Source organism: Ignatzschineria ureiclastica, from assembly GCF_003121845.1.
In the GTDB taxonomy this organism is placed as follows: Bacteria; Pseudomonadota; Gammaproteobacteria; order Cardiobacteriales; family Wohlfahrtiimonadaceae; genus Ignatzschineria; species Ignatzschineria ureiclastica.
On record NZ_QEWQ01000003.1, the window covers coordinates 206,806 to 226,987 of the forward strand.

Consider the following 20,182-nt stretch of genomic DNA (forward strand, 5'->3'; position numbering starts at 1 on the left):
TTTTCGGATAAATAATAATTCCTTAGCCTACTACTCTCTAAACCTTAACGCCTCATAAATCCTTTCACTGTAATATCCTCTCCCCTTTTCTCCTTCCCCTCAATATGCTTATAAATACTATATCCTATAATGGTAAGCACCCCTACAACTGCGACCACAGCAGTGGTTGGATTAGACATATTAATGGTAATGATCGGGGTTTTAATTTCTATATTGAATCCTCAACAATAATCAATCTAATAGGATGAGAGTGGGTTGTCAGATAGTAATCTTAAATCTTTTAACCTTAGTAGAGGGGAATAACAAATTTGCGTTTATAGCTTTTATAACTTTTATAACTTTTTCAGCATCAATCAAAACTGAATAAGGGTAGTATATAGATCACCCTTACTCTTAGGATATTTGGCAAATTTGTAATTCATCATAAAAACGTCCTCAACTATCCTATATATCCATAACTTGCTATATAAAAAGGATGTATTTCACAATACATCCTTTCTTGAAAAGAATGATCTAATAAATAGTGTCGATTTAGATAAATAAGTTATTGTTTATTTTTAACTTGAAAGATATTTCTGCAAGTATTTATAAGCTTCCCACTTACTTTTAGCTGATTTTTTCGTCTCACTTTCCCAAGTGGCAACAACATCAGCATGCAATTCCATCACTATTTGGCAGAGTTCTTTTTGTTTCAAATCATCATTCTCTTCAATTTGTAACTCTTTCAATAGCGCTTTTCTACCCCTCGCTAATTGCTCGCTTAGTCCTTTTTCATCTAGTGATTCGATATGAGCCCTGATTAAAGAACTGCTATCACCACTTTGCTTAGCCTCTTGTTTCGCAAGCTCTGTAGTTTGACGCTCAAAATAACGATCTAAAGCCGAATCTTTTACAAAGTAACCATAGCCTGTTGCTGTTTTGGCTCCAAGACCTTGCTCCTGAATCGTATGATTCAGTAAATCCGCCGCATACCGAGCCCAAGCAGGTTCTCCCTCTACTACGAAGTAAAACTCCCCTTGGATAGCAATTTGCAGATTAGGAATTGGACTCTCTGTACCTGTTGCAATATCTGATTTTTCAGAGTAGTAAGACTGTTCATGGACTGTCACAACTTCTTTTGCAAAAGGCTTAATTGATTGATCTCTAGGTACCCACCATGCATCATGCCAAATCAATGACCCAGCAGTTTCTGAGCCATCATCATCTCCTGCTCCAAATAAAATACGCAAAATATCTGCTTCAATATTGATAGACTCTGCATACGCCCGCACAGCTCCTTTGATACTAGAGCCAGCAATCAGTGGTGTACCATAAGTATGATGGGTTGTCATCCCTGTCTCAAGGGTCCCTCCTAATGCTAATCCAGTAAAGAGACGACCATCGACTTTTGCCGCAATATGTGCAAATTGCTCTTTTTGCGTCAATTGCATCCATCGTTCAAATGCTAAAGGATATACCTCAGGGCAATTAACATTTGCTACTTGTTCGACAAGACGGTGTTTAGCTTCCTTTTCACCCTCTTCCCATATAGGCAACCCCCGTTGCATTAAAAGTCCAGGATGAGCACTTTGCAAACGTTGTACTAGTGGTCTTAATTTTTCTCGCATTAAATGCATCATGACTCTCCTATGCTTTTTCTAATAATGCCTGTGTATAGCGTTTAACCCAAGCGGTTGCATCTAGAGACCGTCGAGTCAATAACTGATACTCTCCTAATGATGATTTTAAAATCACTGTATGCAATGTACTCGAATTAGGATATCCCAATAATTTAGCAATATGATTCAGTAATAGAGAATACTCATCATCAGCTGATGAACTTTTTGCCATTAAGAATCCGACAGCTTGCGATAAACCTGATTGCATAATCATTGTCGGAAAATTAAGTGCTAACGTACGATATTTTGCTTCATAACTACTACGATAAACACTCTCTACTAGAGGATAAGCCACTTTGGCATAATCTTGTGTTCTAATTTTATGATTCTTCTTTTCTATACTCATCATCATTATCCTTCTTGAGTTTGAGTAATCAAAAATCGGCACATCCCCCGACCTACAGTATGTTTTCCGCCTACTTGGATCATCATCTCTTCTGTTGGAAGTAGTGCCATCATCTCTTCTTCTGACTTTTGATTCTCTTTATTAAATGATCGATTCACACCTAAGACACCCCAAAGCACAGATTCTGCCGGAAGATTTTCCTCCGTCCAAAGTGCACCATCTTTCACAATTCTTGTTTCACGATTAATACGAATACGAGTACGGATTTCTGTTGCGGTATCCACTAAAAAAGAGAAAATATTATCTGGTAAAATCACAAAGCGCTTTATAAATTCAGAACGCCAATCTTGGGCTTTTAAAACAGAATCAGGATAAAGTTCACTTGCTAATAACTCAGCCCAATCGGTCGCATCATTAGAGCGTTCTGAACTAATATCTAAATCCTCTAATGCTAAAGATTCTGTAGCCACTTCTAACTTAGAATTTGTCGTAATAATAGCCAAATCTCCCTCCGTTGCCGGAACATTGAGTGAATGCTTAAAATCACGTGCATAACGCTTCAAAATAAATGGACAAGTAGCATAAGCTACTGTGCCAGCAAATGATCGCAATGGTAAAATTAGAAGATTCGCATCACTAAAAGAGAGCGCACCGGCAAAACTATCTCCTGTTGTTGTATCAGGGCCAAAAAGTGTATTGATATCTTTTGAATCTAGTGATTGCTGAACAGCTAATTCATCTCGTAAGACCCCTTTTAATGAAGAGCCGGGAACTAAAGGCAGATTCGTAGCTTTAGAGCGTGCAATTGGAAGGTCTACAACACCGACACCTTGACCTGTCCCCACATGGAGAGCTGTAAGAGACTGTAAATAAAAAGTTTTTGTTTGCATAATCTGTTTCCTAATATTTATATCAATATTGAATATATTGTGCTTAATCTATTGACGAGCGTAAAATAATGACGCTCATGTTGTTTTCATTTACTGTATTGACCAAGGTGCAACTACGACAATGCCAAAACCATCTTTTTGGTCTTGCATCTGGTCACTCACACTTGAAAAATAGAGATTTGTAATAGAAGAAATATCCCCTTCTAATACCTCAAACCAATATACAGCACCACTTGCAACTGCTTTACGCATCGCCTTAGGTTTTTTCTGATGTAAATCCCAACCTGATACTGGCAGCCAACGATCCATAGCACATGCTTTTAAACGCACTTTAATTGTGGTCTGTGGCAATATGCCTGTCAAAGAGTCTTCTTCAAGCCATGCAGGCAAATAGCCATTACTAAAAATAGCCGGCGTTAATAGCGTAAGCTGTAATCCTTTAGCTTGTTCTATCTCTGCAACTAAAGATTGTGGCACTGTTAAATCCTGAGGCATTGCCACAGATTGCATTTCAGAGAGTCGGCTCTCACCACCAAAGCGCACATGATTATTATGAAGACTCGCATCACTTAATAGTAAAAAGCCATAAGATCTATCATGCCAACCACCTACTTTTATATCTTTCCGAATTGCCCCAAAATCATAGGAAGCGCTCTGAAAAAGCTGACCTTCAATGCCCGCATGCGTCGAGTTATCAATAGCCACATGAGTACGAACATCTACCGGCAATGATTGAATACCTTCTCGATTAAGCTCTTCAAACTTAATATCCCCCCCATTTTGCCAATGAATAGCCATCTTTAGAGGCCATAAATTCGGGCCCGGTTGTGGTTTACCTTTAATATTTTTAGTCATCATGACTGGCAATAGACCTGCTGGTAAATCTGAACCAACCTGTTCACTTCCGAGATTTTGTGTAGGAGCTAAACGAATGAGCTCAATATTCCCACTCTCTTTATTTTTAAGATAAATGGCATTAGCCGGCTTATGCACTAAAATAGTAAAGCTATTATCAATACCCAGCTCTACAAGAAATGGTCCTTTATGACCAATTTCAAGTAGGTTTTTCTGATCTTCTTCTGTCACTGTCAAACTCTTTGCTTTACCCTGCACAAGTTGATACCCTTTTTGCAGCAAGGTTTGTGTGCGAATTAATCCCGCACCACTCGATGGCAAAGGAAAGATGATATCGGAAATATCAGACAGTGAGCCAAAAGGTTTAGCACTTCTAAAAACCAATGGCGACAATGGTCGAATTAAATAAGATTTTTCTTGTTTCATATTACTCCCTACCCAAATCACGTTGTGTTTTAGCGGCCATCCAACGGGCAATAATCAGTTCAGTAGCTAGGTGATCTAGGCTCTCCAATTGATCCAAACGCTTTTCTAATTTCGAAACTAACGCATTATCTAAAGTTGTCCCCGAAGTAGTTCGGGCTTTTTTTAACATTCGTTTAAATTCTGCAGCTCTAATTTTGACTAAGAGATCGTTCTCTATATCTCTAGCTAATAACTCAGTTTGCAGATATATCTCTCGAGTATCGTACGCAAGACGACTTGTAATTTCGTGTTGTTGATAATCATCAATCCAAGTTTGGAAAGCCTGTAATCCAGCCTCATCATCCCAACGCAGACGAAGTCCTGTGGTCGATCCAGAACGAACAGCCAATACAATGCCTAATGCATTACGTTGCTTTTGAAGATCTTTCACCTGATCCCCTTTCGCCATCTTTTCCGCTTCTTTAGCTAAATGACGAATATGACCTAAGGGCGTATTAATATGTGCAATAGCTAATCCGACTGACAGCGTGGGAGTTGTTGCCTTGAGCTTTTTAGCCACAGTATCTAAAGAAGCTGCAAATTTCTCTGAAAGCGTTTTGGCACAATCATAAGCAGAAGCAAGCGGTACGAAACCTAACACATCATCGCCGCCAGCATAGATTCGATGCCCATAATGATCCCGCATAATCGCTTCAACAGAACCTGCAAACTGAGAGAGCGCAGTCGTTATCTCTTGGTGTGCCGTTTGATCGCCAGCATGATCAAGCAGTTCACCCATCTTATCGCCATCTGCCAACAATAAAACCCCATAATTACAAGGATCGCCATATTTGCGCCAAAGTGGTTGCAGGACTTCTTTGAGATTTAACAATACTTGATAAGCCTGTTCTACTTCAGATAAATCTAGATCTTCTACTTCTAGTGACTCCTTATTCGTAATCTTACGCTTCCAAGACTTATAACGATTTAACATCGCTTCTAAACGAAAAGAATAGAGATACTCACCATCATAAGGTAGCTTCGCATAACAGGAATGATTACCGGTTACATTGGTAGCAAGCTGTAGATCAACCAGTGGCTTATAAGCTTTAGCGATATTATTTGCTTCTTCATCACTAATATTTTGCACCCAACTATCTGCAGCTACACGAACATATGGGGTAAATTGATCGACATCGCCACCGAGTCTTTTGATAATCCCTGAACTATCTAATTGCTCACTATCAGATAAACCTAACCGCTTCACAATATGGTGATTTCTGCAAAAAACATCAGGTAATACCGTCTCTCGAGCTCCATCTAACGATGACTTAGGAATCATAAATTCTGGATCGTAAGCTGAAGTGGCTAACGCTCTAAAATCCCGCGTCGCTTTACGAGCTGCGAGCATGATAGAAGCCTGATCACAAGCGATCTTATACCCTTCTTTATTTGAAGCATCAATCAAGGCATAAGCACCTTGAACCTCTAGGTAATCTTTCAACTGACCTTGCCAAATATTCTGACGAATTTTAAAGTTTCCAAGTAACGCTTCTACTGTTGTGGCCTCTAAATCAAACCGCGCTTGGATAGCAGACTTAGTTTCTTCAATTAAACGTTGCACTGCTTCAGCATTTTGAGCTGAAATCACTACTTGTAATTTATTACCTACTGATAATTCACTATTGACGTTCAATTCTTCTGCATCAGCCACTGTCGGAAAGATCAATATTGCACCATGATCATAGAGATATTTAGCACCAGCTTTTGCCATCTCAGAGAGTAACCACGAACCACTCCATAAATCACGACTTCTTCTTGCCGCCGCAATAAATCCCTGTACAGGACCTACCGATAAAATTAATACATATTGATTCATATCGCGCCATTATCCTTTTTGAAAAAAATTCATAAATGCTGTTAAAGGATTATCACCACCATTGTCTTTAATCGGTGTAATCAATTCTGCCACTTTAGGATCCCATAGCGAAACTTCGCCAGCTCTCGAGCCCTTAAGCTCAATCGGTTCTTCTAAAATCCAATCATAGGGTGTTAAAAGTACAGCAGGTGAGAAGTTGTTTTTCTCTCTGTTATAAAAAGGACGAATAAAGAGTGGACTCGCAAGACGCTCCTTACCTTTAGGCTGTAGCGATGTATCTCCTGGCTCTCCCCTACCTACAAAATGGAAAATAATCGGCATACCAAATAACCCTCGAGGAAAGATATTGCCGGCTTTATGTTCTGGCTCATGTCTTGGATCATGCATTTTTTGAATGCGGCGAATGGCATCTGGTTCAGGCCAACGACTTCTACCGGCAGGTTTAGGGGGGGCTGAAGTTGGATTACGACCGATATTTGCTTTTTGACGAAAATCGCTCAACTTACCAACAGCATTTTTCCAAGCAACTAATGCATCTCCCTGCCCACCAGCAATAGCTAATTGACAACCTGCTTTCGCCACATCATCAGCTGTTAACGGCTCCAACACTTCTGGTAAATCAGATGCCTCTGTGATAATGAATGCCCCAGTTCCTCGACGCGAACGCGCGCCAATCCCCCCAAATTGACTCCACCAACGGATCGTTTCTAAGACTTGCTGTTTTAAAATGGCATTTTGCTCTAATTGATCAGAAAATTTCACTGATAGATTCCAACGAAAACCTTCTTGTAATAAATGACATTCTATAACTTCATTATTCTCATTTTTATTGTTGTCGGCTGGAAAAAAAAGATACTTCAACTCAGAGTACTTTTTCGTATATTCATCATGTTTGATCAGATTTAGTACAAGTTTATTTTTTTCATATTCATCATGTGGTATTGAGACTCGAATAAACACTTCGCTCGCATGAGAAGCATCATCCTTACCGATACCTCCCCACAGTTTAAATTCTTGTATTCTGATCTCTTTATCCGATCCAAGCTTCCACAAATTCTTAGCTAACAAACGCCACCAAATTCGTAACTGTCCTTTAATACTACTCGTTCGAATCGGCATCGACTCATCAATTGTCGAAGAATCAACACCGCCACCATAAAGTGGTGTCACTAATTGACAGGTTAAATGATGCCACTTAGAAACTACATCAATGGATTCAGGACAAGCCTTTTCAATTTTTCTTATTGCCATTTCAATTTCCTACTTACAAATGAATGTCTAGCTGACCCTTTACTGCTTGGTCTCAATTTTGATATTTTTGGGATGAAGAGCAATTTGATAATACTTCTGTAACTTTTCACCATAACCTTGAATACTAAAATACTCAGAGATCGAACCTAATTTATCGTTTAATTGCCCTTCAATTTTTGAACTTACGGGCGAAAGCTTCATGAAAATTTCTCTCTCGCCTTGGATATCTTTCAATAATTCTTCTACCGACATATCCTCTACATCCTTGCCTGTCTGGCCATAGAAGTAGAGGTAATTCTCCGCAAATTCCACTAAAGAATAAGCATTCTCATATTTTTCTGGATAAGCGGTAATGACCCTATTTTCTTGGGTTGCTTTAGCAATCACAGCATAAAAAGCTATCTGCTGAGGCGTAAGTCCAACCTCCACTCGATCATTACAAATCAATTTCCGTTCTTTCAATAGTACCTCAACGGTATAATCCGAAATGGCACGCTGTGCCAATGCTACTGCATCACGATATTCCCATCCGGTTGAAAGGTTCAAATTAGGCACGCCTTCTCCCATCCGTACAAAAGGAATATCAGAGAGCCATATTTGAGCATCTTTTGCATCAACGATTTTTACCTGCTTTTCACCCTTATCCCAATACTCTGCTGTTACTTCTTGAGTACATACAGTTGGGAAAAAGAAATCTCTTGCATGCTCATACGGATGATTGACTAGCACGTGTGACATAGAATCTTGTTGCCGGCCAAAGAGGGAGAGGGCATAACCGATATAGAACCCCATTGACTTACGTCCACCCGCCAAGGAAACATGGAGTTCGTTATGAGGATTTTGACAGAGATCATGAATAAAATGGACAATCATATTCGCCGCTCGATCATTGTCTTCAACACTTTTAATATCTCCTAACAACGCACCTTCCTCATTAGTAATGACATGAATAGATTTTGAAGAAAACTCAATCCCTTGTAAATCATAGCTATCGCAAAGCTTTTGAAATTGCCCTTCTTCAAACAGCTTTTGTTGGATTTCATCACGGCCATGTGTCGTTGTTAGTACATGCACTTCATCGGGCACCCAAGCACGTTCTTTGAAAAGAGCATAAATAGTTTCCGTTAAGATTTGTGGTGTCGAGCCTGTAACGGCAACTAATATTTTTCTACTCATCTTGACTCCATTTATCTAATAATTTTTTTAGCCCTTGAACATCATTACCATCGATAATATAGATATGGTTTCCTTTAGCTCTATCCCGCATATCTGGTGATACTTTAAAATAAGAGACAAAAGCCAGTTGAGTTGAGCGTCCTCCTAATGTGTCTAAAGTTTTAAGCTTATTAAGATCAGCCACTCCTTGCTTTCGCGCTTCTCCTCCATAATTAGCCGTTTTACACTCCACCAAATATAAACGGTTATACCTCATAAAACCGACATCTAACTCATTAGGTTTATGAACATTATCTTCTGCACTTTTAATTTGAATATTTAACTCCAAAGCTTGAATGTCCGCTAATTGATCAACCAAACTATAAACATAATCTTCAAACCATCCTCCCATCAGAAACTTCTTATCTTCCATAGAAGGGAAAATAAGATTTTTACCTTCTAAACGACAAATTTTAGCTGCCACAAATTGATCTAGCACTTTTAACTGTGGGGTAACTAGAGGAACGGTAAGCAATGATTCTGATGAACGCCCAATTTCATAATAAAGTTGAGATAACTCTGGACGATAAAGATCAGGAAAGCGGATTAATTCTTCAAATAATGCTTTCTTTAAAGCCGAAGTTGTATATTTTTGTGTACTGATAATCTGATGATTGTGCAATTGAACATAACTCGCAAGATCAATTTTCTTAGGATGTAAAATTAAAGAGATCTTTTCACTATCCGATGATTCAGGTTGTTGAAGAAAAAAAACTTCACTATTTTCGATTTTAAAATAGAAAGTATCTAAACCCCAGCTATTAAATAGAGATAACAATTCAAAGGACATCAGCTTAGTCCCCCCTGTTGCATTCAGAACAATCCCTTTTTCTTCATCAGGATGTGCTTCTAAATAATTTTCAATATAGCTATTTACCTTACTTTTTAGATCTGCCAGATTATAAATATCGTCTATCGTAATTGTATGAATCACAGTATGAGGGTGATTTTTTTTCAGTACTTGAATAAAATCGTTGGCTTTTTTGTCCATATCGGAACTAGCTAATAACACAAGTTCTTTCGGCATAAATTGCTCATGAATCACAGGAATATAATTAGGAGTTAACTCATTAGAAATTGTACATATCTGAACTTGGTATTTCTTCATAAAACCATCCTCATTAGTGAAACCTATTTATTATGCAAAAACTTAAATATAAATTATTCTACAGTACCATATTTAAATGATATTTAATTAAAATTTATTTTCTCTCATTAAATCCTAACTCTATATAAATACAGTCATAATCAAGTAGCCTCTTTGATTCTAACTATAACTAAAACATCCCTAGACTCTCTCTAGTGGGCCTAAATTTAGAGCGCTTCTTAAGACTACTAAAATCTCTATTCTTGAAGACTGTTAACACTCGATAAACTTCTTCTTCAACAGAAGTAACAACTTGGATTCCCTCTAGTTTCTTTAAAATAGGCTCTTGATCCCCATATTTTTGAATCTCTTTACGGCCTAATACGTAATAAACTGCACCTTTAAGATATATTTTACGCCCAAAAGCCAATACTGTTTTTAGACCATATTCGTTGATCCCACGAGCGCTCATTCGTTGATAAGCATGTTGGGTAATTGCTAAAGCCATTTGTCACTCCTATTCATTATGTTTATTTTTGATTTTTCATCTTATTCAAATAACCTGTTGATCCGCATTGTAAAATAAATATTTATAAAATCAGGAAATGGCAAATTTGTGATTCCCTAAATTAATCACTCAAACCTCCCCACTCACCGCTAAAATACCCAAAATAAGCTTATTCTAACTATGCTTGAGATATTAGATTAAGTTAAACTAATGCCATTATGGTATCTTTTAGTGAAGTTACTATTTCTCTTTTAACCAAAATTGAAGATCTTTATACGTGGAAACGCTCAAGAATAGACCGATTACAAAACTGAAAGGTGTTGGGCCGAAAATGGCTGAAACACTCGGTAAGCTCGGGATTCATAATTATCTCGATCTGCTCTTTCATCTGCCTTTTCGTTATCAAGATCGAACCCGTATTACCCCTATTGCAATGGTGCAGCCTTCACAGATTGCCATTATTGAGGGGGAGATTATCAAAAAAGAGATGAGTAAAGGTCGAAAGCCAACGTTATTGGTCTACCTTAAAGATGATACCGGCGTAATGGCCGTGCGATTTTTTAACTTCTTCCCCAATATGGTCAAGCGCTTTGAAGCGCTGAAAGTGCTTCGCTGCTATGGTGAAGTACGTTATGGTTTAAATCGCCTTGAGATGAGCCATCCAGAAGTGCTGAATTTCTTAGATCAAAATAGCGAGCTTGAAGAGCGAATGACACCGATCTATTCTCTCACTGCCGGTATTACACAACGGCAGATGCAAGGCTTTATCGATAATCTGCTCAGCGAATTAAAGGATGAACACTTTCCGGCATATCTCGAAGATGAGGATATTAACCTTAAAGATGCGCTCTACTTTCTTCACAAACCCCCAACCGATGTTAATATCGAACGACTTGAACAAAAGCACTATCCTGTGCAAGAGATTCTCGCCCTTGAAGAGATTGTCGCCCATCAAATTGCCCTTAAACGCGCCCGCGCCCATTTTCATAAAGAGCGCTCTCAACCGATTCATCTTGATCCTAAGGCACAAGCCACCTTTCGGGAAAATCTCCCCTTTACCTTTACCAATGCTCAAAACCGCGTCATTTCCGAAATTGAGCAAGATCTACAATCACAAGCGCCGATGATGCGTTTAGTACAAGGCGATGTGGGTTCTGGTAAAACTGTTGTGGCTGCAAGCGCATTAATTCATGCGGCTAAAGCGGGCTTTCAGGCTGTCTTTATGGCGCCCACCGAACTATTAGCCGAACAGCACTTTATTAATCTCGAAAAGTGGCTCTCGCCGCTCGATATTCCTACGATTCTCTTAACCGGTAAACTCACCGAGAAGCAGAAGCGAGCAGCGCAGCAGAAAATAAAATCGGGAGAGGTTTCTGTAATTATCGGCACCCATGCCGTTTTTCAAGAGAGCGTGGAATATCAAGCGCTCAATCTTGTGATTATCGATGAACAACATCGCTTTGGTGTTGAACAGCGCTTAACTTTACAAGCCAAAGCCCCCAAAGGTTTTACGCCTCATCAATTGATGATGACCGCAACACCTATTCCAAGAACATTGGCTATGACGCTCTATGCCGATCTCTCAAGCTCTGTGATTGATGAGTATCCGCCCAATCGAATTCCAATTACGACAACTGTCGTAAGTGATAAAGCGCGGGATAAAGTGATTGAACGAGTTAAAGCGCAGTGCCAAGAGGGAACGCAAGTCTACTGGGTCTGTACGTTGATTGAAGAATCTGAAGTTTTGCCGGCAAAGGCTGCGGAAAAGGCTTATGAAGATCTCTGTGAACGACTGCCGCACTTACGCATCGGCCTCATTCATGGCAGGCAAAAAGCGTCTGAAAAAGAGGCAATTATGGCGAGCTTTAAAGCTCATGAGCTTGATATTTTAGTGGCAACAACCGTCATTGAAGTGGGCGTTGATGTTCCAAATGCCTCCATTATGATTATCGAAAATGCCGAACGCCTTGGTTTATCACAGCTTCATCAGCTTCGTGGTCGTGTTGGGCGAGGCTCTAAAGCCTCTTTCTGTCTACTGATCTATTCACCGCCATTATCACAGATGACGCAAGAGCGACTTGAGATTATGCAGGCGACCAATAATGGCTTTGAAATTGCCGAGAAAGATTTTGAGTTACGAGGTGCCGGTGATATCTTCGGGACTCGACAAACAGGGGAATTTCGTTTCCGTATGGCCGATCTCTTCCATCATCAACCGCTGATTGAACGCGCCACCGAGATTGCCAATCGTGTGATCGATGATCCCCAATTAACCCAAAAACTCATCGATCGTTGGATTGGGGAGAGCGGACAATTTGTCTGGAGTTAATACCCACAATCCATCTCCATCAAAGATCTTAGAGTTTTTTCAATTCTAGATTTTCCAACTCGGCTTTTAATCAGGCTTTCAACCTTAGAGTTTTTCAATCGATTTTCCTGCCGGTAACTTCGGTGCCAATAACCATTTAAAGGGGTAGATACTCGCTAAGCCCACCGCAATGGTAATTGTAATAAGGGTAAAGAGAATCGCCATCGGTAGATCTAAGCGCAAGCCTGTTCGCTCTAGAAGCGTGAGAATAATGACACATAAGATCGGATGAATCAGGTAAACACCCAGCGATTTCGGGGCGATATCTTTAAGTAAATGACTATATCGAATCAGATAGAGCGAGAGCGCACCGAAGAGCAGATTAAAGAGTGTAAAAACACAATAGGTCAAAAGCGCTTCATCGATTTGCCATTGCCAAAGCGTCATAAAGTCGGGCGCAAGGGGTAGATAATGATAACACCATAAGAAAAGCAGCACCGTCCCTAAAAGAAAGACGGTAAATACCATCCATGATTGATTCCGCCAACGCATAATTGTCTCAACCGGAATACGCCGACCTAAGAAGAAGATCGGGAAATAACCGAGCGTTAAGGCAAATCCTGTATAAGGCTGCAACCAATAGAGCCCGACAAATCCAATCGCAAAGAGTATCAAAAAAGAGATTAAAGGATGATGCCGAAGCTCGATATTCATCACACTCACCCATTGCCAAACAGGTACAGCCAGAATAAACCAAACCCCATCTAGTGGCATGATGAAGAAATTCACCCAAGAGAATTCACCACGTAGAATAAACGGAATCGTATCGATCATCTGAAAGCCATAACAGGTAATGATCGCCGGAATGACTGATCGACTGATCTCCGCTTTCGTAATATCCCGCGAGAGATAGCCGGAGATAAAGACAAACATGGGAATTAACGTGGTATTGAAAGCAATCATCAAGCCTTCAACACCCGCTGATGGCGCAAGCAATCGATCGAGATAGTAGGTTAACACCATTAAACTACTCAACATAAAACGTAATGTCTGCCAAAATGGCTTCGGCGTATCCGTCATTTGATGAACCTTTCCTTGCTAGATTGTGAATTCACAGTAAGAAATTGAATAATAGATTAAAAGCTCTACCCTCTCTTCACAGAAGAGCCTTGTATTATAGAGCTTTGATCTGCTCATTATAACAAACTAATAAATCTAATATTTTAATATAATATCCCTTAGCATTAATCAATTACTCGGATTACTTGCTTTCTATTATTCCTTTTTCATTCAGTGCCAGGTATTCAAATAGACTTCTTTGTTTGCCTTCCATTTTAAAAAACTACAGCGAATCTAACTCGCTATTTTTAATATCCGTAATAAACATATGTCCTGGCGCATGCGTAATCACAAAGCTTGGTTTAGAACGAATCACCGCCGCTTGAGGTGTCACGCCACAAGCCCAGAAGACAGGAACTTCGCCGGGGAGAATACGTACCGCATCGCCAAAGTCGGGTTTACTGATATCTTGAATACCTATCAAAGAGGGATCACCAATATGTACCGGCGCACCATGAACTTCCGGTAATTGGTTGGTGACGGTAACGGCTTTTACTACTTGATGATAAGGAATGGGGCGCATACTCACGACTAAAGGCCCGCTGAAAATGCCGGCAGGCTTCGTTTCAATATTAGTAATATACATCGAAACATTCGAACCATCATCAATATGTCGCATTCGAATTCCGGCTTCAATCAAGGCAGACTCAAAGCTAAAGCTGCACCCTAAAAGAAAACTGACCAAGTCATCACGCCAATAATCTACAACAGAATCCACTTCTCCTTGCAACTGCCCATCTTTAAAGATTCGATAACGAGGAATATCCCGGGCAATATCAGAGCCTTTAGCCGTCAATTTAAACTCTCTTGAACCCACATCACTCACCTCTAAGACCGGGCAAGGTTTAGGATTACGTTGCGTATAGAGGAGGAAATCATAAGCATATTCTTTGGGAAGCACGACTAAATTCCCTTGGGCAAACCCAGCGGAAATACCGGCAGTCGGTTGACGAATTCGGCCTTCTCGAATTAAAGAACGCACTTTTTGTGGATGAAGTTGATAAAGTTGCGTCAAATTAAAGTGGTCAGACATAATTCTCCCCCAGATAATGGCCTTTAATAGCTAAGTAAAAGATCGTTCTCTATTAATAGCCTGTTATAAACTGGAGATCAAGTAGTTCCCTACCCTTATTCCATTAACTCGTCTAAAAAATAGATTCAAGCTACAACGTGCGCAACTTTGCCTGAATAGTTACTGCCTCAAAGATATCTTTCTATCCCGGGAGATCCTATAATAGAGCCTCTCTGTCGACAATGATTGACACACAATAACTTTAATATGCAATTCTATGTTGTTTTAAAGATATATTTTAAAAATAAATTTTAAGGATATGTTTTAAGGATATACGTCTCTTACGAGCCCTATTCTAAATACATAGAAATACATAGAAACACCTATAAATACATACAATTTTAAATTGACCTAATTACACTGACTGAACGTACTATTTTATGAAATTATTTCATCGTACCATCACATTCAACTATCGGCTGATTGCCAAAAAGCTACTCTATACACTCACCATTCTCGCCTCAATCATTCTATTGATTGATATCACGATTGTGGATCTTCCGAACATTCAGCGCAATCTCGATGTCGCTCCAACACGTCTACAATTTTGGATCTGTATCTATTTTCTCGTCGATTTCATTCTATTAATGTTGATCGCCGATAATAAGTGGCATTACTTTAAGCGCTACTTTCTGCTTGTCCCGCTCTCGATCCCTTATCTGAATCTCTTCTCCTATTACGAGATTGATCTACCTAATAACCTGCTCTACTTACTGAAATTCCTCCCTATTTTACGGGGTGTTGTCGCCCTAATTCTGCTCATTAATCTCTTGATTAGTAATAAAATTACCACGCTTTTTATCGCTTATCTCTCACTACTGATCTCGATAGCCTATATTCAGACGCTGATCTTCTATCTCTTTGAATCACCGGTGAATCCCGATGTCAAAAATTACTATGATGTGTTGTGGTGGGCTTCGATGACTGTGACCACGCTCGGGTCTAATATTATTCCTGTTACGGATGCCGGAAAAATCAGCACGGTCATTTTAGCGGTCACCGGCATTACAGTATTCCCCATATTTACCGTCTATGTGACAACGATGGTACAAGCTTGGAGTAGTCGAGATAAAGCTCGTTACCAACATCTATATACGCCACAACATATGATCACGATTACCAAAGATATGCCGAAAGAGCTACAAAAAGGACTACAAAATAATTCCAAAAATTAACATTTTCAATCATAAAGATCTGATAAAAAACTTAATCTATGACAAAAAATGTTTTAAAAAAGTCACTTAGCTTTACCACACTCTAATGGAAAAAGCGTATAATGTAGTCAGCTTGTAGATCTTGCTCCCAAAAAGAAAATTTACGGTATAATAGTAGTTAACAGTAGATATATCGCAGTTTATGAATAATTTCTTACAATCAGATTAATAATTAAGTAAATGATTGTAATGTCATGATAAGTTTTATTAACGAGAATTAGCCATCCGGCTAATCTAATCAAGGAGAAGTTATTATGAGTAGTACTTTCTTTATGCCCCCTGTAAACGTGATTGGTGAAAATGCCCTTGCTGATGCAGTTGCAACCCTTCAAGGTTATGGCTTTAAAAAAGCGTTAATCGTCACCGATAGTTTCCTCTCAAAATCAGGTATGGCTGATGAAGTCATCAAACTTCTAAATGAAGTAGATATCCAAGCTGCAATCTTTGATGGCACAAATCCTAACCCTACTACTAAAAACGTGGCTGACGGTTTAGCTATTTTAAAAGCGGAAAAATGTGATTTCGTCATTTCATTAGGTGGCGGTTCACCGCATGACTGTGCAAAAGGTATTGCACTTTGTGCAACAAATGGCGATGACATCAGCGCATTTGAAGGTTTAGATAAAACTAAAAAACCACAATTACCAATGGTTGCAATCAATACAACTGCCGGTACTGCAAGTGAAATGACTCGTTTCTGTATCATCACTGATGAAGAGCGTCACGTCAAAATGGCAATCGTTGATAAAAACTCAACCCCTATTCTTTCTGTGAACGATCCTCACATGATGAAAGGGATGCCAAAAGGTTTAACCGCAGCAACAGGTATGGATGCATTAACGCATTCTGTTGAGGCCTATATCTCAACAGCCGCAAACCCTATTACGGATGCTTGTGCGCTTAAAGCCATCACTTTAATCATTGAGAATTTACAAACCGCCGTTGAACATGGCGATAATATCGAAGCACGTGACAACATGGCATATGCACAATTCTTAGCAGGTATGGCATTTAACAACGCATCTCTTGGCTATGTTCATGCAATGGCGCACCAATTAGGCGGTATGTATGACTTACCACATGGTGTTTGTAATGCGGTTCTTTTACCACATGTATTAGATTTCAATAAATCAGCAGCTTCTGGTCGCCTGAAAGATGTTGCAAAAGCAATGCACATTGATGTTGCTAATATGAGCGATATGGATGCCGCAAACGCAGCAATTGCAAAAATCCGCGAATTATCAGCAGCGATTAATATCCCTGCAAACTTAACAGCATTAAATGCAAAAGCAGAAGATATTCCATTACTTGCTAAAAATGCGCTTCTCGATGTATGCTCTGCAACAAACCCTGTTCAAGGTTCACAAGCAGATGTTGAAAACATCTTTAAAGCAGCAATGTAATTGATTAACTCATTATAAGATTTGTAGATACTATCATCATACCCGATTGATCTTGTAGATTGTTGATAGTATGACAATGTAGAACGGCACTCATAGAGTGCCGTTTTTTTGTAAAATCATAGCTAAGATTTCCTATCAATGTGTAAGATTCAAAACCCTAAGTTATATAGTCAATTTGGTTTAAGGGAAATGGTTTTTATGTAGTTAGTATGGAACTTTAAGCGAACATCAAATCGCACTAAACAACACTTGCAAGATGCCGGATAGAATGGTTACCTTTCTTTTTACAACCGATGCGCCGGCATTTGAATAATGCTTATTTTAATGCCAATGTATTGATTATAAGTAGCAAAAAAGCTGTAAGTAGAACACTTACAGCTTATAGTTTTTATCTTATCTTTCTATTGAAAAACGAGATATTACAATCTACGCTTCCACTTCTAACCAAGCACGACCTAGACGATCCGCCGCAATCATCGCAGCATAAACATCATCAACCGTCACTTTAAATGGCATGTTATGAATGGTTTCCCCTTCAGCACAGCTTAATTTGGCTGCCTCTTTCAATTTTTCATGATAATTAGGTGCATCATCTTCAAAACCAAGTTCTGCAAATGTGACTGGTAATCCTACAGATGTGGAGAACTCTAACACTTCCTCAATCTCTTCAAGGGGACTATTCTCAAGCACTAATTGCACGAGAACACCGAAAGCTACTTTCTCACCATGATACATATCGTGGCACTCTTCGATGACAGTCAAACCATTATGAATTGCATGACATGCCCCTAAACCTGCACTTTCAAAGCCAAGTCCACTTAATAGAGTATTGGCTTCTACGATATTTTCTACCGCTTTCGTGCTCACCTTATTCTCTACCGCAATTTTCGCTTTCAAACCCTCTTCGAGCAGTGTGTCATAACAGAGTGTTGCCAATGACATTGCCGTTAATGTGGTTAATCCACCGGCCATCGTCTGATTATAAGATTCTGTACAGGCCCGCGCTTCAAAATAAGTGGCAAGTGCATCGCCCATCCCTGCCACAAAGAGTCGAACAGGTGCATTCGCAATAATCGTGGTATCCATCACCACGATATCTGGATTCTTAGGATAGAGAAGATAGCTTTCAAACTCACCTTTATCAGTATAGATCACTGATAATGCACTAGTGGGCGCATCGGTAGAAGCGATTGTAGGTGCTATCACAATTGGCACTTTACCATAGTATGCCACTGCTTTCGCTGCATCGAGTGTTTTACCGCCCCCGATTCCTACGACAATGCCTGCGCCACTTTTCGCAAAGAGTTCGCCTAAACGTTTAATCTCATTTTGTGAGCACTCGCCCTCAAAAGTTGCTTTTGTTAATTGCACACCACTTTTTGCTGCACTTGCATCGACGATCTTTTCCACTAATCCAAATACAAATGCATCTGCGATCACAAATGCTTTGTCGCTCAATGGTTTCACATAATCTGCAATAGAATGAAGCGCATTCGGGCCTTGAACATACTTACCTGGTGATTGTAATACTTTTAACATATATAAACTCCTTCAGTTGTGTACCCACGAATCGGATTCCGATTCTTGAATGAAATAGTCCACTATGAGTATCAAAAGTGGCATATTCAGCATGATGGGCTTCCCAATGACTGACTTATAACACCTTAAAATTAGAAGACTATTACCCTACCTCCATACTATCATTCTTCACGTCAAACCTCTAACCACCAGAGTAATTAGATTACTTAAAATAACTTATCCACATTAGAGCATTAGCCACTATAACAGAGAGAAGTAAAAGTAGAACGATAGATCCATTTCACCTTACTTTGATCAATATCAATCCCTAAAATCAAATAATAAAAAAGAGTATCTGTAATGACTACAGACACTCTTTCACATCCTTGTTCATCTATATCGCTGTTATGCAGCGCCAATCTCTTCAAGCTGATCGAGTGATGGTACATAAAGGAAACTACCGGTTACCGCATGAGTATACGAGAGCATGTGATCAAAATGACCATCTTCATCGCCAAACATACGCGCAAGCATCTTCTCATAACGGGTTAATTCTGCACTATAAGCTAAGAAGTAGAGCCCTTTCTCACCGCTTGCATAACCATAAGGCAAGCTATGACGGACAATTTCAAGCTCTTCCCCATCCTCATCAATCACAACCCGCTCTGTGTGCGCGCCGACAGGTTTCTCATCATCATCCATTTCAATATCATCGACTTTTGTCCGTCCAAAGATATTCTCTTGTGTTTTCAGATCAAAATGTTCCACTTGCTCTAAAGAATGGATCCATTTCTGCGCAATCACGTAACTTCCGCCGGCATCTGCGCCTTCTTGAATAACCGCAACTTCTGTTCGATCTTTACAGCCTTTAGGATTCTCCGTACCATCCACAAAACCACTTAAATCCCGCGCTTCTAACCAACGGAAGCCATGTACTTCCTCTTCAATCGTCACTAAACCTTTAAAGAGCTTCACAAGATCTTGTGCCACAGAGAAGTTAATACGGTGAGAATGGGAATTAATATGCACAAACATATCTCTTTGCGTAGCTTGTGCCATGCCATAACCCAGCTCTTTAAAATCCACAAGCTCCGGTGCACTTTCCGCATTGCCGGATAACTTAGTCCAAGCATCACGTCCAAAAGCTACCACAATTTGCAAGCCACAATCTCCAAAACGAACGCTATATGATCGTTGACGTGCTAATAAACCGGCAATCGCCTCTTTAATCGCATCTAAATCATCGCTTTTGAAATTGATTTCCATGAAAATAGCATGATCACGATTCTCTACAATCAAACCTTCCTGAAAATTTAATTCACTCATCTGCTGCTCCTTTCTATCACAAAATTTCAAGGGGACATTGTCTTGCAATGTATTTATTTATTAATTTCTTTCTATCGCTTTTAATAATCGTATGCCTATATCACAAGTTATATTACAACCTATATCGC

16 protein-coding genes are annotated in these 20,182 nt (G+C 39.5%); 3 read left to right on the plus strand and 13 right to left on the minus strand.

Going from position 1 to position 20,182, the window contains the following annotated elements:
* Positions 1 to 557 precede the first annotated feature (557 nt).
* The 9 genes from cmr6 to DC083_RS04920 all read right to left on the minus strand — a co-directional run bounded on the left by cmr6 (position 558) and on the right by DC083_RS04920 (position 10,094).
* Positions 558 to 1,619 (minus strand): type III-B CRISPR module RAMP protein Cmr6, encoded by a 1,062-nt coding sequence (gene cmr6, locus DC083_RS04880; protein ID WP_109189124.1) that lies wholly within the window; start codon positions 1,617 to 1,619, stop codon positions 558 to 560.
* Positions 1,620 to 1,626: 7 nt separating this feature from the next.
* Complete coding sequence (gene cmr5 / locus DC083_RS04885) at positions 1,627 to 2,004, minus strand: type III-B CRISPR module-associated protein Cmr5 (protein ID WP_109189286.1); 378 nt, start codon at positions 2,002 to 2,004, stop codon at positions 1,627 to 1,629.
* Positions 2,005 to 2,009: 5 nt separating this feature from the next.
* The gene (gene cmr4, locus DC083_RS04890; RefSeq protein WP_109189125.1) at positions 2,010 to 2,894 is read right to left on the minus strand and encodes a type III-B CRISPR module RAMP protein Cmr4; all 885 of its coding nucleotides are present in this window, start codon (positions 2,892 to 2,894) and stop codon (positions 2,010 to 2,012) included.
* A 90-nt stretch (positions 2,895 to 2,984) separates the two neighbouring features.
* On the minus strand, positions 2,985 to 4,175 hold the full coding sequence (gene cmr3 / locus DC083_RS04895; RefSeq protein WP_109189126.1) for a type III-B CRISPR module-associated protein Cmr3: 1,191 nt from the start codon (positions 4,173 to 4,175) through the stop codon (positions 2,985 to 2,987).
* A gap of 1 nt (position 4,176) precedes the next feature.
* Positions 4,177 to 6,033: a type III-B CRISPR-associated protein Cas10/Cmr2 gene (cas10, locus tag DC083_RS04900; protein WP_109189127.1), complete on the minus strand. Its 1,857-nt coding sequence runs from the start codon at positions 6,031 to 6,033 to the stop codon at positions 4,177 to 4,179.
* A gap of 9 nt (positions 6,034 to 6,042) precedes the next feature.
* Entirely contained in the window at positions 6,043 to 7,284 is a 1,242-nt protein-coding gene (cmr1, locus tag DC083_RS04905) for a type III-B CRISPR module RAMP protein Cmr1 (RefSeq protein WP_109189128.1), read from the minus strand.
* Between the two features lie 39 nt (positions 7,285 to 7,323).
* Positions 7,324 to 8,460 (minus strand): CRISPR-associated ring nuclease Csm6, encoded by a 1,137-nt coding sequence (csm6, locus tag DC083_RS04910; protein WP_109189129.1) that lies wholly within the window; start codon positions 8,458 to 8,460, stop codon positions 7,324 to 7,326.
* The gene (locus DC083_RS04915; protein ID WP_109189130.1) at positions 8,453 to 9,607 is read right to left on the minus strand and encodes a Card1-like endonuclease domain-containing protein; all 1,155 of its coding nucleotides are present in this window, start codon (positions 9,605 to 9,607) and stop codon (positions 8,453 to 8,455) included. Before DC083_RS04915 ends, csm6 begins: the two co-directional genes overlap by 8 nt.
* 169 nt (positions 9,608 to 9,776) lie before the next feature.
* Positions 9,777 to 10,094, minus strand: a complete 318-nt coding sequence (locus DC083_RS04920; protein WP_109189131.1) for a DUF4258 domain-containing protein — start codon at positions 10,092 to 10,094, stop codon at positions 9,777 to 9,779.
* Between the two features lie 277 nt (positions 10,095 to 10,371).
* Here DC083_RS04920 and recG point away from each other — a divergent pair, with 277 nt between their 5' ends.
* Positions 10,372 to 12,423: an ATP-dependent DNA helicase RecG gene (gene recG, locus DC083_RS04925; protein WP_109189132.1), complete on the plus strand. Its 2,052-nt coding sequence runs from the start codon at positions 10,372 to 10,374 to the stop codon at positions 12,421 to 12,423.
* Positions 12,424 to 12,507: 84 nt separating this feature from the next.
* On the opposite strand, the gene DC083_RS04930 is transcribed toward recG, so the two are convergent.
* Together DC083_RS04930 and DC083_RS04935 are read right to left on the minus strand one after the other, a co-directional pair.
* Complete coding sequence (locus DC083_RS04930; RefSeq protein ID WP_109189133.1) at positions 12,508 to 13,482, minus strand: hypothetical protein; 975 nt, start codon at positions 13,480 to 13,482, stop codon at positions 12,508 to 12,510.
* Positions 13,483 to 13,744: 262 nt separating this feature from the next.
* Positions 13,745 to 14,554, minus strand: coding sequence for a putative hydro-lyase (locus DC083_RS04935; protein WP_109189134.1), 810 nt, complete (start codon positions 14,552 to 14,554; stop codon positions 13,745 to 13,747).
* Positions 14,555 to 14,973: 419 nt separating this feature from the next.
* Between DC083_RS04935 and DC083_RS04940 the strand changes: the two genes are divergently transcribed.
* Positions 14,974 to 15,768 (plus strand): potassium channel family protein, encoded by a 795-nt coding sequence (locus DC083_RS04940; RefSeq protein WP_109189135.1) that lies wholly within the window; start codon positions 14,974 to 14,976, stop codon positions 15,766 to 15,768.
* A gap of 293 nt (positions 15,769 to 16,061) precedes the next feature.
* Entirely contained in the window at positions 16,062 to 17,210 is a 1,149-nt protein-coding gene (gene yiaY, locus DC083_RS04945; protein WP_109189136.1) for an L-threonine dehydrogenase, read from the plus strand.
* A 426-nt stretch (positions 17,211 to 17,636) separates the two neighbouring features.
* Here yiaY and DC083_RS04950 read toward each other — a convergent pair whose 3' ends face one another.
* Both DC083_RS04950 and DC083_RS04955 read right to left on the minus strand, forming a co-directional pair.
* Positions 17,637 to 18,749, minus strand: a complete 1,113-nt coding sequence (locus tag DC083_RS04950) for a glycerol dehydrogenase (protein WP_109189137.1) — start codon at positions 18,747 to 18,749, stop codon at positions 17,637 to 17,639.
* A 384-nt stretch (positions 18,750 to 19,133) separates the two neighbouring features.
* Complete coding sequence (locus tag DC083_RS04955; RefSeq protein ID WP_109189138.1) at positions 19,134 to 20,054, minus strand: Dyp-type peroxidase; 921 nt, start codon at positions 20,052 to 20,054, stop codon at positions 19,134 to 19,136.
* Positions 20,055 to 20,182: the final 128 nt, after the last annotated feature.

Coding starts and splice junctions, on each gene's coding strand:
- DC083_RS04935 (WP_109189134.1), bottom strand. CDS start 14,554: ATGTCTGACCACTTTAATTTGACGCAACTTTATCAACTTCATCCACAA.
- DC083_RS04955 (WP_109189138.1), bottom strand. CDS start 20,054: ATGAGTGAATTAAATTTTCAGGAAGGTTTGATTGTAGAGAATCGTGAT.
- cmr4 (WP_109189125.1), bottom strand. CDS start 2,894: ATGCAAACAAAAACTTTTTATTTACAGTCTCTTACAGCTCTCCATGTG.
- DC083_RS04940 (WP_109189135.1), top strand. CDS start 14,974: ATGAAATTATTTCATCGTACCATCACATTCAACTATCGGCTGATTGCC.
- DC083_RS04920 (WP_109189131.1), bottom strand. CDS start 10,094: ATGGCTTTAGCAATTACCCAACATGCTTATCAACGAATGAGCGCTCGT.
- csm6 (WP_109189129.1), bottom strand. CDS start 8,460: ATGAGTAGAAAAATATTAGTTGCCGTTACAGGCTCGACACCACAAATC.
- cas10 (WP_109189127.1), bottom strand. CDS start 6,033: ATGAATCAATATGTATTAATTTTATCGGTAGGTCCTGTACAGGGATTT.
- DC083_RS04930 (WP_109189133.1), bottom strand. CDS start 13,482: ATGACGGATACGCCGAAGCCATTTTGGCAGACATTACGTTTTATGTTG.
- cmr1 (WP_109189128.1), bottom strand. CDS start 7,284: ATGGCAATAAGAAAAATTGAAAAGGCTTGTCCTGAATCCATTGATGTA.
- cmr6 (WP_109189124.1), bottom strand. CDS start 1,619: ATGATGCATTTAATGCGAGAAAAATTAAGACCACTAGTACAACGTTTG.
- cmr5 (WP_109189286.1), bottom strand. CDS start 2,004: ATGAGTATAGAAAAGAAGAATCATAAAATTAGAACACAAGATTATGCC.
- DC083_RS04915 (WP_109189130.1), bottom strand. CDS start 9,607: ATGAAGAAATACCAAGTTCAGATATGTACAATTTCTAATGAGTTAACT.
- cmr3 (WP_109189126.1), bottom strand. CDS start 4,175: ATGAAACAAGAAAAATCTTATTTAATTCGACCATTGTCGCCATTGGTT.
- DC083_RS04950 (WP_109189137.1), bottom strand. CDS start 18,749: ATGTTAAAAGTATTACAATCACCAGGTAAGTATGTTCAAGGCCCGAAT.
- yiaY (WP_109189136.1), top strand. CDS start 16,062: ATGAGTAGTACTTTCTTTATGCCCCCTGTAAACGTGATTGGTGAAAAT.